Source organism: Tolypothrix sp. PCC 7712 (assembly GCF_025860405.1).
Taxonomy (GTDB): Bacteria; Cyanobacteriota; Cyanobacteriia; order Cyanobacteriales; family Nostocaceae; genus Aulosira; species Aulosira diplosiphon.
On record NZ_CP063786.1, the window covers coordinates 41,770 to 56,267 of the forward strand.

Annotated in this window: 19 protein-coding genes; 11 read left to right on the top strand and 8 right to left on the bottom strand. The window is 37.9% G+C overall.

Annotated features, from left to right (window positions below):
- The 3 genes from HGR01_RS36905 (at position 1) to HGR01_RS36915 (ending at position 1,859) form a co-directional block, all read left to right on the top strand.
- A complete protein-coding gene (locus HGR01_RS36905; protein ID WP_081584141.1) occupies positions 1-906 on the top strand; it encodes a cupredoxin domain-containing protein in 906 nt (301 codons plus the stop codon).
- 109 nt (positions 907-1,015) lie between these two features.
- The gene (locus HGR01_RS36910; protein WP_010993965.1) at positions 1,016-1,429 is read left to right on the top strand and encodes a heavy metal-responsive transcriptional regulator; all 414 of its coding nucleotides are present in this window, start codon (positions 1,016-1,018) and stop codon (positions 1,427-1,429) included.
- A gap of 235 nt (positions 1,430-1,664) precedes the next feature.
- Positions 1,665-1,859: a heavy-metal-associated domain-containing protein gene (locus tag HGR01_RS36915; RefSeq protein WP_045873752.1), complete on the top strand. Its 195-nt coding sequence runs from the start codon at positions 1,665-1,667 to the stop codon at positions 1,857-1,859.
- Positions 1,860-2,012: 153 nt separating this feature from the next.
- Here the strand turns inward: HGR01_RS36915 and HGR01_RS36920 are convergent, their stop codons facing one another.
- Complete coding sequence (locus tag HGR01_RS36920; RefSeq protein WP_255325359.1) at positions 2,013-2,138, bottom strand: hypothetical protein; 126 nt, start codon at positions 2,136-2,138, stop codon at positions 2,013-2,015.
- A 65-nt stretch (positions 2,139-2,203) separates the two neighbouring features.
- On the opposite strand from HGR01_RS36920, the gene HGR01_RS36925 reads away from it, so the two are divergent.
- Positions 2,204-3,082, top strand: a complete 879-nt coding sequence (locus HGR01_RS36925) for a hypothetical protein (RefSeq protein WP_045873754.1) — start codon at positions 2,204-2,206, stop codon at positions 3,080-3,082.
- 126 nt (positions 3,083-3,208) lie between these two features.
- On the opposite strand, the gene HGR01_RS36930 is transcribed toward HGR01_RS36925, so the two are convergent.
- Positions 3,209-3,460, bottom strand: a complete 252-nt coding sequence (locus tag HGR01_RS36930; protein ID WP_045873755.1) for a thioredoxin family protein — start codon at positions 3,458-3,460, stop codon at positions 3,209-3,211.
- Positions 3,461-3,739: 279 nt separating this feature from the next.
- Here HGR01_RS36930 and HGR01_RS36935 point away from each other — a divergent pair, with 279 nt between their 5' ends.
- From HGR01_RS36935 to HGR01_RS36945, 3 genes are all read left to right on the top strand, one after another.
- The gene (locus tag HGR01_RS36935) at positions 3,740-4,231 is read left to right on the top strand and encodes a heavy metal-responsive transcriptional regulator (protein ID WP_045873756.1); all 492 of its coding nucleotides are present in this window, start codon (positions 3,740-3,742) and stop codon (positions 4,229-4,231) included.
- 79 nt (positions 4,232-4,310) lie between these two features.
- The gene (locus HGR01_RS36940; protein ID WP_235623120.1) at positions 4,311-4,640 is read left to right on the top strand and encodes a hypothetical protein; all 330 of its coding nucleotides are present in this window, start codon (positions 4,311-4,313) and stop codon (positions 4,638-4,640) included.
- 251 nt (positions 4,641-4,891) lie between these two features.
- Positions 4,892-5,335 (top strand): hypothetical protein, encoded by a 444-nt coding sequence (locus HGR01_RS36945; protein ID WP_045873757.1) that lies wholly within the window; start codon positions 4,892-4,894, stop codon positions 5,333-5,335.
- A 93-nt stretch (positions 5,336-5,428) separates the two neighbouring features.
- Here HGR01_RS36945 and HGR01_RS36950 read toward each other — a convergent pair whose 3' ends face one another.
- Both HGR01_RS36950 and HGR01_RS36955 read right to left on the bottom strand, forming a co-directional pair.
- Positions 5,429-6,673, bottom strand: coding sequence for a ParM/StbA family protein (locus tag HGR01_RS36950; RefSeq protein WP_045873758.1), 1,245 nt, complete (start codon positions 6,671-6,673; stop codon positions 5,429-5,431).
- An 861-nt stretch (positions 6,674-7,534) separates the two neighbouring features.
- Entirely contained in the window at positions 7,535-8,104 is a 570-nt protein-coding gene (locus HGR01_RS36955; RefSeq protein WP_263420086.1) for a hypothetical protein, read from the bottom strand.
- 774 nt (positions 8,105-8,878) lie between these two features.
- Between HGR01_RS36955 and HGR01_RS36960 the strand changes: the two genes are divergently transcribed.
- Together HGR01_RS36960 and HGR01_RS36965 are read left to right on the top strand one after the other, a co-directional pair.
- The gene (locus HGR01_RS36960) at positions 8,879-9,343 is read left to right on the top strand and encodes a plasmid mobilization protein (RefSeq protein WP_228045082.1); all 465 of its coding nucleotides are present in this window, start codon (positions 8,879-8,881) and stop codon (positions 9,341-9,343) included.
- Positions 9,344-9,385: 42 nt separating this feature from the next.
- The gene (locus tag HGR01_RS36965) at positions 9,386-10,894 is read left to right on the top strand and encodes a relaxase/mobilization nuclease domain-containing protein (RefSeq protein ID WP_228045079.1); all 1,509 of its coding nucleotides are present in this window, start codon (positions 9,386-9,388) and stop codon (positions 10,892-10,894) included.
- A gap of 266 nt (positions 10,895-11,160) precedes the next feature.
- On the opposite strand, the gene HGR01_RS36970 is transcribed toward HGR01_RS36965, so the two are convergent.
- The gene (locus HGR01_RS36970; protein WP_062243159.1) at positions 11,161-11,415 is read right to left on the bottom strand and encodes a hypothetical protein; all 255 of its coding nucleotides are present in this window, start codon (positions 11,413-11,415) and stop codon (positions 11,161-11,163) included.
- A gap of 244 nt (positions 11,416-11,659) precedes the next feature.
- Positions 11,660-12,001, bottom strand: coding sequence for a hypothetical protein (locus HGR01_RS36975; RefSeq protein WP_045873761.1), 342 nt, complete (start codon positions 11,999-12,001; stop codon positions 11,660-11,662).
- A gap of 305 nt (positions 12,002-12,306) precedes the next feature.
- On the opposite strand from HGR01_RS36975, the gene HGR01_RS36980 reads away from it, so the two are divergent.
- Positions 12,307-12,612, top strand: coding sequence for a hypothetical protein (locus HGR01_RS36980; RefSeq protein WP_052335391.1), 306 nt, complete (start codon positions 12,307-12,309; stop codon positions 12,610-12,612).
- A gap of 289 nt (positions 12,613-12,901) precedes the next feature.
- Here the strand turns inward: HGR01_RS36980 and HGR01_RS36985 are convergent, their stop codons facing one another.
- Positions 12,902-13,264: a hypothetical protein gene (locus HGR01_RS36985; protein ID WP_045873762.1), complete on the bottom strand. Its 363-nt coding sequence runs from the start codon at positions 13,262-13,264 to the stop codon at positions 12,902-12,904.
- Positions 13,265-13,292: 28 nt separating this feature from the next.
- Positions 13,293-13,487 (bottom strand): hypothetical protein, encoded by a 195-nt coding sequence (locus tag HGR01_RS36990; protein ID WP_045873763.1) that lies wholly within the window; start codon positions 13,485-13,487, stop codon positions 13,293-13,295.
- 61 nt (positions 13,488-13,548) lie between these two features.
- Between HGR01_RS36990 and HGR01_RS36995 the strand changes: the two genes are divergently transcribed.
- A complete protein-coding gene (locus HGR01_RS36995; RefSeq protein WP_045873764.1) occupies positions 13,549-14,229 on the top strand; it encodes a hypothetical protein in 681 nt (226 codons plus the stop codon).
- Positions 14,230-14,498 lie beyond the last annotated feature (269 nt).

Sequence of the window (14,498 nt, forward strand, 5' to 3'; positions counted from 1 at the left end):
ATGTTGAGTAAAGTAATTCTTAGCAGTATAGCAGGCTTGGGATTGGCATTCAGTGTGGCCTTAGATCCAGTAGTTGCACAGATGAATCATCAAATGCCAGCTACTGAGCAAGCAAAGACAAGCCAGTTCCGTCACATTGAGCAACCATTGTGGGTAAAAGGTGCAGTTACAACAGCCGGCTTGGGGTTAATCGGACTAGAGATATGGTGGTTTCTCCTAAGTAAACCAAAGTCTCAAAAAGCCGAAGCCCGTGATGGTATTCAAGAAGTTGGCATTACTGTAGATGGAGGCTATGAACCTAGTCGAATTCTAGTCAATGCAGGTCAAAGAGTCCGCCTTAATTTCCTACGCCGTGACCCTAGTAGTTGTCTTGAAGAGATACGCCTACCTGATTTCCATATTGCCAAAAACCTACCACTCAACGAAGTTACACCCATTGAGTTCACATCCGACAAACCAGGTACTTATACCTTCAACTGCGGTATGAATATGTTCCGAGGAGTTATAGAAGTTCAACCTACTGACTCGACTGCAAAAACAACCTCAGTAACTACTTCTCAATCTACTCACCAGATTCAACCAGAGCTTTCTTTGCCTACAGAGTCAGCAACAAAAGCAATGAAAACATCAGAAGGCAATCAAGAAGCGACTATTACGGTTGAAAAGGGTTATAAACCGGAGCGAGTAATTGTAGAGGCGGGACAACCAGTAAGATTGGACTTCCAACGTCACAATCTGAGCAAGTGCTTTGATAAATTGCTAATACCGGACTTTGACTTAGCCGTTGACCTTGCTCCTAACCAAACTACTTCAGTAGAATTTACTCCTAAGTATCCTGGTGAATATCAGTTCACTTGCGGTATGAAAATGTATCGTGGTGTTGTGGAAGTAAAGCCTGCTACATAATCCAGTAGCAAATAATTAGCAAGATGATCCTGTTCTCTCTTGACTCTCCAGCTAACTGGAGAGTTTAAGATAAGGTAAATAAACTTATTTAACATGAGAGCAGCTAAATATGCTAGTCCAAGAAGAGCCAAAACTCATTGGTAATGTTGCCAAGTCTAGCGGTGTACCTATTAAAACTATTCGCTACTATGAAGAACTTGGTCTACTCAAATCATCAGCAAGAACAGAAGGCGGATTTAGATTATTTAACTCTGATGTTTTGGAGCGACTGCACTTTATTAAACGCGCTCAAAGCTTAGGATTAAGCTTGTCAGAAATTAAGGAATTTTTAAATGTTCATGATGGAGGGGAATTACCTTGTGAGCATATAAAAATTAAACTAGAAGATAAGATTAAAGCTATTGATGAACAAATTCATCAATTACTGATTTTGAGACAAGAATTATCAGGATTAGTTTCTGGTTGGGAAACCATACCTGAAAATCCTGAAAAAACAATTTGTCCTATTATTGAAAGAAATTAAACAATCAAGCTGTTCATTTATTTTTTTATCAGTATATCAACGCATTAAGCTAAGTTGATGTACTGATTTCTTATTGAGAGAAATCAATTGATAAAGAAATTAGTTATTTTTAATTTTACCTATTGACTCTCCCGTAAGCTGGAGAAATTAAACTAATTTTAGTCGAGTAGATTAAGCATATATCTATTCAACAATTTTCAGAAAATTAGTTATCTTCATTCAGGAATTTAATACTATGACACTGCAACTAACAGTTCCCAAACTCGCTTGTTCTGCTTGTGCGAATACTATCACCAAAGCAATTCAATCAATTGAGTCTACAGCCAAAGTGCAAGCTGATCCAAAAACAAAACTTGTCAGTATAGAAACTCAAGCACCTGAGACTAAGATTAAAGAAGTAATAGCTGCTATAGGCTATCCATCTGTTTAGGTTTTTGAGTTTATTCTACTATCAGTAGTTAGCATTGGATGAACTGCTGATAGTCAAATATTCCTTTCAGAAAAGTCCTTCTGCTTTTAGAAGAGAGGTGACTTATATAAGTTTACTTTTTCTGATTCCACTGACGATTGGTTTAGCAGTTAATTATTTGTTTAAAAATTCTACTGATGACATGGCAGAATTAACAAGTTTATCTACAGTTGCTTGCCTAATTGTCAGTTTAATACTAGCACCTTGGCAACTAAAAGTTGTGGTTCTAATGCTTGCCATATTAACTCCCCAGACGAATTGAGACTTTTGAATAACTTCAATCATTAAAAAATGGAGCAAAATCAATGAATAGATTTCTGAATACAATTGCTATCACTACTACTTTGATACTAATTCAAAGTTGCTCTTTATTAATTAGAGACAAAGGAAAACCAATATCTGCTGCTACAAATCAGCATGAAGAACATTCTATAGGTGAGATTAATCACAGAGAACATTCAACAAGTGGCACAGGTGATGGGAAAAAAGCATTTACCCAGGCAAAACTCAAAGTCCCAAACATTATTACACCTAATAAAAACATTCCGATAGTAATTGGTGTTCAAGATTCGGATGGGAAAGCAATAGCAAATTTTGACACTTTCCAAGAAAAGCTCATGCACCTCATCCTTGTCAGTGATGATCTTCAGTTTTTTAGTCATCTTCATCCCACATATAAAGAAAATGGGCAGTTTGAAGTTACAGCCAGTTTTCCGCAAGCAGGTAATTACACATTTTTTAGTGACTACAAACCTGCTGGTCAAACAGAACAAATCTCAGTGTTGAAAACACAAGTTCCTGGAAACAGTATTGCTGCCCCAGGAATTAACCTAAATCGCAGTAAAACGTTCAATGATACTAAAGTCAATCTTGCTGTTTCTGAACCTACTGTGAAAGCGGGTAAAGAAGTCACTTTAATGTTTAAATTAGAAGATGCTTCTAACAATCAACCGCTTACAGACTTGCAGCCTTACTTGGGAGAAAAAGGACATTTAGTTATCCTGCGACAGTCAACCTCATTGAAAGTAGAAGATTACATTCATGCTCACGCGCTAAAAGATGCTCCTGCTGGACAGGTTCATTTTATGACTAGCTTTCCGCAACCAGGAAAGTATAAGCTTTGGGGTCAGTTTAATCGTAATGGCAAAATCATCACTGCTGATTTTTGGATCGATGCTGTTTAATTTAGCTGATGTTTTATTAATAAAACGAGAAGTGCAAAATTCTTGTGTTTATAACTTTATATGTACATAGTACCTTATGTGAATTTACCACCCATTTGGGTGGTAAATCTCTGCTTATTACTACTTCTAATTTAGGGGTTGACCTACACCAGCTGCTCGCAACTGTTCTAGATTTGGTTTACCAGTTAAGACAAGTTTTCCATTAATTGCGATCGCTGGTACTGCATTTACTCCATACTGCTGGGCTTTCTCTTGCTCTTGTCGCAAGTTATAAACTGATACTTCACAATCAGGACAAGTCAGTTCTTGCACCATTTGCACCGTCTCATCACAAAGAGGACAGTCAGCTGTAAAAATCTCAATTTGACGTTTTGTCATGATGTCTACCAAAAATTCTTTCTACTCATTCATTCTGATGCCTCTAGTTGGCTATAGAGTCAACCCCATAGGTAAATATTATTTTTCAAATAACCTTTATTAAAATTTATTGGATATATAATTCCCTAAAAGTTGCAAGCCTGCATTGCCAAGTTTTAAGCTAATATTTTTACCTACAATTATTGTAATTAAACTTTACACAAAAATTTCCAATTATTACTTGACTTTATAGCCGACTATAGACTTTAAAGTTATAACAACACATAGTAGTAAATAACTATGATTGCTGTCGTGAAACAAGTTTGCTGTGAAGTATCATCCCCAAAAAAGCTGCTAAAAATTGGTGAGCTGGCGAAGCAAACTGATGTGGCAGTGGGAACAATTCGGTATTACGAAGGCTTGGGCTTGATAAAACCAGTTGAAAGAAGTGAAAGTGGCTACCGTTATTACGACTGTGAGGCAATCAACAGGCTGCAATTCATCAAAAAAGCCCAATCTTTACAGTTTTCCCTGTCTGAAATTCAACAGGTGCTAGGCATTCGTTCCCAAGGCGACCCTGCTTGTCCCCTCGTTCGGGATTTACTCAAACAAAAAATTGCTCATCTTGAGAAGCAAATTTATCGCATGAAGGAACTGAAAGATGAGCTAGAGGCATATCAACAACGTTGGGAAAACCGGCCTTTGGATAATCCCTGTAATAAAGAGCTTTGTAGCTTGATTGAGGAAGTTGCCTGCTCTGATATACCTGTTCACAATTTCCGAGACTCGTAAATTTATTACTTGACTCTATACCCGAATAGAGACTTTAGAATGGCCTTAGTTTCCCAGAAACTACTAATTTAACAGAATAATGGAAAGTAAAAAAATGAACATTAGTACAGGCGTTAAGACAGTATTGAGCGCAGCCGTAACTAGTTTTGCATTGCTTACGTTAACCACTACTGCTTCCTTTGCAAACACCCCCAAGGGAACTGTGACACCGAATCAATCCGCCAGGGCTATAAACGAAGCAAAACTAATTCAAGTACTCACTAGTCAAAGAACAACGCCAACAAATCAAACGCCACAGCAGCCAAACCAAACAGGATGTAAGTGTTGCCAAGCAATGATGAATAAGATGCCAGGAATGATGAACAATATGCCGGGAATGATGAACAACCAAGACAGCCCATCAAAATAGAGCTTGATAAATCCCTCGGCGAGACACACATTTGAATTTGAAATGTTAAAAAAACTAAAAGTTTTTAGAGAAGTCTCGCCGAAAAATACTGATAAACTAATTCCTAAAAGCGTACTTGGCAACAGCGTAAACGTTTATCTGCAAAATAATTAGAAGTCATTTAATTATACAGAACATCTCACTTGTAAAAGTGGGATTTTTTTACTAATGCTGACGCAGCTAAGAGTGAAAAACCTATCTAGGAGACAACTATGGCTGCTAATAAATCCACTAAACTCAAAGTTACTACAATCGATGATTCGACAATGGAGCAATTCAAAGTTGAATCATTTGATGTGCGTAAGTACAACGCCATTTTCTATTCAATTCGTGATCTTTACGGACGCGAATCACAACGGCAATTGGGGTCTGATAATTTCGACTGGAAGGCTTTTAAGACTCAGTTTGAAATTTGTTTTGGTCGTCCTGAAGATTATCGTTACACCACAGAACAATTGTTGACTTTCGCAAAACACAAATTCAACATGAGTTTGGAAGACTTGTTAGCTTATAACCGTAAATCATGGGAACTCCGCAAAAGACGAGAACAACAATATGCAGAAATGGAGCAAATTAACTCTGTAATTCAACACTTTCCAGAAATTACCAATTCTCATGTTGATTGTTCCCAAATCCTAGACCAACAGCCATACTAAACTTTAAAAGAGTCAGTTAAAAAGTACTGTTTTATGCAGCACCTTATTCTAACTGATTCTTTTTTTTACTAAACTGATTTTTGTCTGAGCCTATCAAACATTCTCGTTTACAGCAATAAAGGTACTAGGCCGCTCACAAGGAGTAAAGTTATACTTACGTTTGACTTCTTCACCTGTATTATTTGTATTACCTTCAACAGATTTATTTAACGGTACAACCTCAGAGCGTATATAACCAGTCAACTTATCAAACTGAATAATCATGTGCTGGTGGAAAGCCCAGACATCCGCCATCCGATTGTCCATACCAGAAGATATTTCATCAGGTATAAAAATATTACCGTGCCAGGATACTTTCATCCCCTCTTTCTGGAAGTAAGCATCTATTTCAGGACGAATGTAATCCGCAGTTCCTCCGCAAAATACCAGTTCTTCAATATCCTCATCCATCTTTGAGCGCAACCACCTAGCGATCGCACGCCAATATTCATCTCTAGCAAGTAATAAAGCTTTGGACATCGACTCGCCATCAAGTTGAATCTCATCGTCTTTGCGCTTGCGTGAAAGTTTCTTCATCACCTGGGGGTCACAACTGGCTCCAGCTTCTATCAGTACCTCAATAATATTGGAATTATCAGAGCTTAGTCCCGATGTCTTAGAAGTGAAATTATTCACCAGCCAATACATACCAAAATTACTGGTTATTCCCGCACCAATTGAACCACTCCGAAAGGTGAAAATACTTGCGTTACGATAACCAAGCATCACATACATGGAAGCAGGCATATTGTCGCCAAGCGTTCGCCTACGGTGGAAAAATATTCCACTACCCTCAGAAGCTGCATCATAACGAAGCATTTTCACCCGCATCTTACCTGCTGGTGTATCAAACCCCCGAAACGTATCCTTCAACCGAATTTGTAACTGTTCCTTGTCTTGCACTTCACCCGGCGGCAGCAGGACACTCAGGTAAGCTGCAACATCATTACCCAGGTTCAACTTCTCCTTAGCCAGCCAAAATGCTCCGCAAATTTTGGGGATTGCTAGTTCGTATTTTAACTCCCTCAGTTGCGATATACCCCCAAACCGACGACGGGCAAGTTCTCCCAAGGCGAAATACTCATCGCCTATCCCTACCCAAGCACGAGATTCAGGACTACCTTCTTGTTGGACGCTTTCAACTGAGGCTTTAGCAACATCTGCTATTTCTGAGTCTAAAAGTAAAACAACTGGCTTTCCCTCTGGATACTCCTGAACGATAGCCTTGGTTTTACTTGCACCCATATCAATCGTAATTACTATCTTTTTTACGTCTATTTTCTCCTTAGTTTTGGGCATATCTTTATATTTTATTAATTTTTACTATAATTTCTAATTTAACTGAAATAGGAATAATGCTGTATGGCAAAACATTTTCTTTACAGGGGTTAACAGGTTTTTTACATACAAAGTAAGTAGAGAAAAAACTATTACGATCATTTTCTTCTCTAACACTAATACCAAACCAAAACTGTAGATTTTAATTGAATTAATGTATTAAAAATTTCTTCAACACGCGCTGGTTAAATTACCTCCTGTATCATGACCAAATTACCCCAATCACACCCTAATTTTGTATCAACTAAAAGTTGAATTAGAAAATGAAGTTAGTCTTTGGCTTATCAAATAAACCATGTAATTGTAATTATTACACCCAGTATTACCTCAATCATCCCCACACTTACCTCACTAAAAGCACCACAATTGAGCAGTCTAATACAATAACAAGGTATGTTGAATAGGGTTTATTACAAATTTGCTTTGCTGCAAAATTGGTGATTGCAACTTTTACAAATGAAATATCATGAAAGCAATTGCGCCTGCGGAGTTAGAATGCGATCGCCTCTCCAGTTCGGTCAAATACTGTTAACGCACTCGACTATAAGCTTTGACCAAGTATATGGCTGAAATTGTTTAATCGAAACTTTGAGTAATGCAGGTGCTTGGGCAAAAACTTCTTCTCAATGTGCCTTGTGAAGAGGTACAGAGCACTTCGTAGCAACAGTGCCTGACGCGATGCCTGCGGCGGGTGTAGCCATCGCACTCTAGAAAATATTGCCCACAACAAACAGGACAAGGGAGGGAATTACGTAAGTATCATAAGCGAAGGCAAAGAATACGCTTTTCTTTAATACCTAACAGCCATTCCCCATAATCCCTTCACTCCAGACGAAATCCTGCATCAACTTCTATTTCTGCCTTAGCAATTGGGTCATCCTCATCATCATTAAAGAACCCATCATCTTCAAAATCTTGTTCCAAAATATTTGATCCGGCTGGTTCTGAGATAACAGGTAACGAGTCAGGACTTGGCTCAGTGGCATCAAAAAAAGAAACCGAAGGGGGAACCAAACTAGCTGAAACAGGAGTTATTCCTACTCCATTAGTTCCAACTGTTGGTTGTAAACCAATCACACCCTGCGAGAAAATTCCACTATGAGGATTAACAAGAACTACCTGGGGCAACCCCTCCATCCCAAATGTCCGTTTCATCTTAATTATCTGAGCTTCAAGTTGCGCGATCGCATCATGGAGGGCCAATTGCAATTCAACACCAGATACACCTGCGGCTGATAGTGCAAACGGCAGGTAATACGCCCGCAGGGCCTCACATACTAACTCAGTTTGCCCTCGCTTCTTCGACTGGAGATAGCTAATTACTATCCCATCCTCTGTATCCTTGTTTCGCATGATTCGCGCCAACTCAACCGAATCGGCAGGCTTACTCATTCTTGCCATATTTATATCACCTGCAAACCAAGCTTCTCAGTAAGCTATTTGTCAATACTCTTACTTTAACCACACGGTAGGAGAACTTACCCCCGTATTTACTCCTAACTACCCCAATTCACACACTAATTACCCCAATCAATTGAAAATCAGGTGTAATTTTTTAAATAAAGATATGTTGTTAACTGATAAATAAACTCCCACAATTCCCATGATTGAGGTATTCTGAGGGCAAATTGACTCAACTATTTCAGCATTACTTCAAACATCAATTGTCTTGGAATAAAACTCTACAACCCTCTCTGCATATGAATTTATATCAGTCCCGTTCCACAACAGGCAATTGCTATCGCCATACAGTCCTGTAATTAAAACAAGGTATGTTTAATAGGGTCATTTTATCCTTATATTATTTGCAATAAACTAGATTAATTGACAATATATTCAATAAAATTGTTTATTATACAGTTCTAAATACTACTTTTGTTTCATATCTACTGTTTGATAACTAAACAAATTGATATAAATAACACCTAAAAATATCGGGAATTACGTATATTTTTAAACTTGACTCGCTAGGCGATCGCAAGCTGACGACATGATATACAATCCCTATAAACCAACAATTACAGCAATAATAATCAGGTCTACGGCTTCAGCATCACTTACAAGACGAACCACAAGATATTAACCTTGTATCCATATCACAAGTTACAGTACTCTCACGGACGGCATCTAAATCCAGTACAGTTTATACCAAAAATAGCAATAGTATTGTCTGGGATTGAGATCGTACACTGTTGTGAAACTTACCGTTATCCGCCAGTGTCGGAGTATGGCCCCAGACTGTGCGTGCCATTTAGTCCTGTAGTGAAACAAGGTATGGTAAATGACCCCGTAAAGCGAACTAAATCCATCAAGGTATACCTCTTTGAGGAAGAAAAAACTAGCATTGAGGAAAAAGCCACCGCCACAGGGGTAACTGCATCTGAGTATTTACGTTCCTGTGGATTAAGGCGGGTACTAACGGCAAAACCGTCTGCCGACTTGATAACTATCCGCGCTACTGCTGGAAACCTTAAAAGCGAACTGATGATGTTATCTCACTTAGCGAAAGAAACAAACAACCAGCAAATTTTGGATACTGTTAATAAGGCGATCGCACTTGTAGATCAGACCATCGCAGCTGCATTTAACATAGACGTTCCCGATAAATCACCCTCAAGCCAAGATAAATAAGGCATTGTAGGTTCTATAGCCCCCACTTTCAACTGTCTCAACTTGATTCCCGTCATCTACAAAAAACCCAATTTTCTCGATACGCTCAAGTATGTCTTGGGGAAAGATGATGCTGCGATTGTCGATACTAATATGATGGGAACAAAGCCAAATGAATTTAACCAGCAGTTTCTCACCATCAAGTACACCAACAAAGCAGTTAAACGGCAGTGCGCTCACCTCATCATCTCAATCGCACACCGCCCGAACTACCACGAGCATTTATCCAACAGTCAGTACAGTTATGTAGCAAGAGAATATCTCAAGGATATGGGATACTTGCCCAAGGAAGAATCATCTGTAGGAGCTACCAGTCAGTTCGTTGCAGTACGCCACCACGATCGCCACCACGAACACCTGCACATAATCGCCTCCCGGATTCGGTTAGATGGCAGCTTAGTTAATGATTCCTATGATTATTTCAACTCCCAAGTCTCAACTAGACGCATCGCAGCGGAACTAGGATTAGAGGTGACACCGACAACAAATGAAGCTGTGTCCTTTAAGTTAGAACAAGAGTACGGAATAATTACACTCACCAGCCCCAACCGATCAAAAAGCATTAGAGCAGTCAACAGTAAGCACAAAACCCCAACCAGTAAGGAAATTATTCGCCAAGCAATAGGAGAAGCCATTAAGGACAGTCCCACCGTCTCTACCTTCATTCAACGCCTGGAGGAAAACAACATTGGAGTATTGCCTAAGATGCAGGGGCAAGAACTACTAGGCTTTACCTACATTCATAATGATGTAAAAATTGCTGGTTATCAAGTATACAAACCTTATAGCTGGAACAAACTGCGGTCTGAATATGGAATCATGTACGACCCAGATAAAGATATAGAAGTAATTCAAAAAGCTAAAGCCAAAGCAATTGCTCGCATAAATAGCATAATTTTAAGTAATAATGATTACTTATATAGTGATAAACCTACTAATAGCAGTACAAGTGATAGCAATGGTGATACCGATAGTAACTCCAAAACACTTGTTAGTACATATACACTAAACAGTAATTATCCAAGTGAGATTCCAGTAATACAATCCAAATTATTGGAAGACAAACCCACATTGAAAGCAAATAATACTAAGAAGCAAGTTCAGCCGCATCCCCAAAAACAGTACCCACAACAGGATATTTCAGAAGAAAATGGTCTTACTGCTAAACAATTCCTGGAAGAGCAATCTTCCCCTGTTCCTCCTTCTCTTAACCTTCTGCCTTCTACTCTCAAACATCTGCCTTCTATAATCACTGACTATATGCTTGTTACCAATAACTTCCGTATCAAAGGACGGGAGTTGAGTGCCAGCTTAGATAGCAATACTCTGAGTGTTTACCGTCATGGGGATAATACTCCTGTGATGCAAACCTGCTACAGTCATGGAAACTGGTATGAAGAGATACAAACTCGATTAACAACAAATGAAATCGAGCAGATTGAAAGCCTGCGTTTCTTTACGCAACAAGTATTAATGAATAAACAGCGATCGCAAAGAGGTATTGAGCAATAGTAAATCATCTGTAGATAGAGAGAATTTAATCTACTCAGAATTAGGAGTAGAACTGGCGAAGACACTGTTGGCGAAGTGGTCACCAAGTGCAAACTAAACAGTTTAGGTTTTAAAAATTTCGTCTAGCAATCCAGGTTCTTTGTCTAGCCGGATGTGAATTTGGGGGCGGCTATTTGTGGACTTGTCAGGCATAAAAAATTGTTTTGTCTATTGGTGTCTAAGCATCAACAGTACAATTTTTTGCGTTTATATTTATTAGAGGTAAATTAAACCGTAAAATGTAGAAATTCGCTAACTTCAAGGCCGGTGCATTCAACAGATAAGCTATCTGGGTTGATTCCCTGAAAGTCTAGATTCTTTTTCTCATAAGTTTTTAGCCTACCTATTGTGCTTTCGGCTAATTCCTTGGTTTTAAATAAGCAAGCTTCTTCTATTTCAAAAGTCCATTCAGTATTTGATACGTAATAGTAATTTAAATCTAGAAAGTGACCAAATACTACCCAGACATCTTTTTTAGACATAAATTTTATTTTCTCTTTTATGAAGAATAATCAGCCCCAGCATTAATAAAATAACTATCTATTTCGCAGTAGTTATCGCCACTAAATATTATTCTAGGCTCCTCATAATAGAAAACTTCTGCATAAACATCTTGTTTTATTAATTCAGCAAAATTATCAGCTTCAAATGTTACGCCTCTAGGCGAAAAAAATATCTTCTATTCCAACTCCTCCAGTTCCGCCACAAGCCGGACATTCAATTTCCTCAAACTGATTTTTGTGTATTTTTGATTTTATTTTTTTCATAATCGTAAGTAAATTCAGGTATTTTACTAGAGGATTCAATAAAATAAGTCAAGTAACTTTTAATAATTTTAATATCTTCTTCTAGCCGATTTTTAGTAGATTTTATTCGGGATAATGCAATGTACAAATAAGTATCGATTGAATCTTTATCAGTTCCTTCTGCAAATTCTTCTTTTAAATCTTCTAAATTTTCAATTGAAAAATTTAAGTGGCTAATATGACTGCCAAAATCATCTAAATAGCAAGAGACTCTAGCTACAGCTTCCTTAATATCAGATGCTATCGTTTCATCTATGCACATAATCAAAAGTTAGATTTTGTTTCAAAATTAGTTAGCTAATTCTATAATTTTACTTTCTTGTGACATAACTCTTGTTTTGTCATAAATGTTGAAAGTAATATAACAATTTTACATTGTTTTGCATTTTTGCAGTTCTGCAATGTCTGCTAAAATATAATTTTGACAACATAACTCTCACAATAAAGACAGTTGCCCAGACGATACATTACTCTTACGACGCGTACGAAGGCTGAAGTGACAAACTGTACACAATACACATAAGTTTGTCCGATAATTATCTTATGACACAAAATTGTATAAATTATATGGATATACTCGATGAGCTTTATATACTAGATGAAAATAAACAACCTATTAAGCCCGACAGTCTTGAGCAATGGTCTGACTGGCGGAAAAATGAAAACAATATACAAGTAGCTTTAGATACTTTTTCGTGGGGAAGAGTATCTACCATTTTTTTAGGAAAGGATTATTCTAATTTTCCTAATCAAGAACCACAGCTTTTTGAAACTATGGTTTTTGGAGGTGAATACAATGGTAAATTCTGGAGATATTCAACTTGGGAACAAGCTGTTACCGGACATCAAGAAGTTTGTATGATAGCTATTTGAGCCTATTGTATTGGTGAGAAAAATCTAAACTTATAATAAGCCTAAAGTAAAAAAATACTGTTGTAAAATTGGTGACAAGTCAGCCATAATTTTTTGTTAATATGATAAGAATTTAGCACTCAAGAGCCAAGAGCAAGAATACAAAATTACCTCAGTATAATTAACAGTTTGATTTATCAACTTACATCTAGTTTTTATAACTATTCTGACGAATGTATTCTGACATAATTTCTAATCTTATTTTTAGAGAGGAGTAATTTTATTCATTTTATTCGCTCGATTGCCAACTTCAACCAATTCGTTCAGCTTTTGATACAGGAGGTTCTAAAAAATCGAATCCGCTTTCAACAAGCCACTGTTTAGAAATAGCATCAGGACGATTAACAATAAAGCTGCAAGCGTCGTCTAATTCTTCAAACACTCTGTTACAAATAGTTGGGTGCTGATAATCTCCTACTCCCACCACCCAAACCTCTTGCCCATAATTAGACAAGTAAATCCTGACTACGTTTTCTGGATAACAATGCCAATTTTTGGGATCGGAAACTACAGATATTGTATCTGTGGGGAAGGGAAGCTCACGATTAATTCTTCCGTCAGGAAACTCAGCACTGTACTTGGCTATATATTCTTGGATTTTTAGTTTAACCATATTTATTAGCTAAGACACACAAATGTTTTTATAAATCACAGCGCAACAACTTAATCTTGAAATACCCTCGTTTAAGTTTCTCACTTCCGCTGACTTCATAAAATTTATCTGGTTTTTGAACAATTTCAACCAGTCCCTGCGCTTCCATATTTTCAAACAACGACTGCCACGACGCAATATCTTGCTCAGGCGCAAAAATTCTAACATCGTTTATCTCGCCCATAAGCCTCTTTGTTCTAGCTATATAAAATTATAAAAGTAACTAGAACAAAAAACGATAACCCATGCCCAAGAAAAAATGTGGAATTGGATTTGACTGTGCCAGTATGATGCAGCACCCAGGCATAGATCCTGGCGACTGCTTAAATTACAAAACTTGTGGGAGTGCGCTTGAACTAACCCCCGATGAAGAACTCGAACTTGTTCGTATCCGGGAAGAACAAATGCGCCAGTATCAAGAACAAATTCGCCTGACTCGTCGTTCTGCCGCCATTATGATGCTGATGAGGCGCGGCTGCCCACAGTCACCAGAATCGTTAGGTATTGTCTCCGCCGTCGAGGCGATCGCCACCACATTAGATAATATTCGTACTGGACTTACTAACTTCGACGGACAGTACATCGCACCACCTAGTTGCGAACTCCACATTTACAATGTCAAACGCCCCAGTGGTACGTACTCATACTATAAACTAACTGCCGAAAACGCAATATTTGCACCTTCAGAGAAAGAACAACAAGTACGGGTAATTCACCTCAGCCATCATAATGATGCGCGGTATATAGAAGCACAACTTGGTATCGAACGGCGAAACAAGTTAACCCAGGTGCGAACACTGCTTCAGAACGCAAGCGCATTGCTTGAGGAAGCAACACGTCTACTTGAACAAACCACAGATATGAACAGTCCAAATGCTACAGTTGAAGTTTTCAATATTGATGAAATTACACCAAGCAATTTATAAAACCAGCAAAAAAAAGAAAAATTTACTTCGATTACTGCCGTCAAATTTTTAACCATAGTCTTACATAGACGTGCAACTTCAGCTTAGTTCTAGTTTCTTTAAATAAAAAGAATAGCTAGAATAAAGGGCAACCCTAAAATTTTGGCTTAATCTGTAGGTGTACATTTAGAATAAAGTTCCAAAATTTAAAATTTTTAAGGGTATGGACTCAATGTAGCGATCGCTAACAATCTCTGCGGGCGATCGCAAGAGTTATTTGTTTTCTCTGG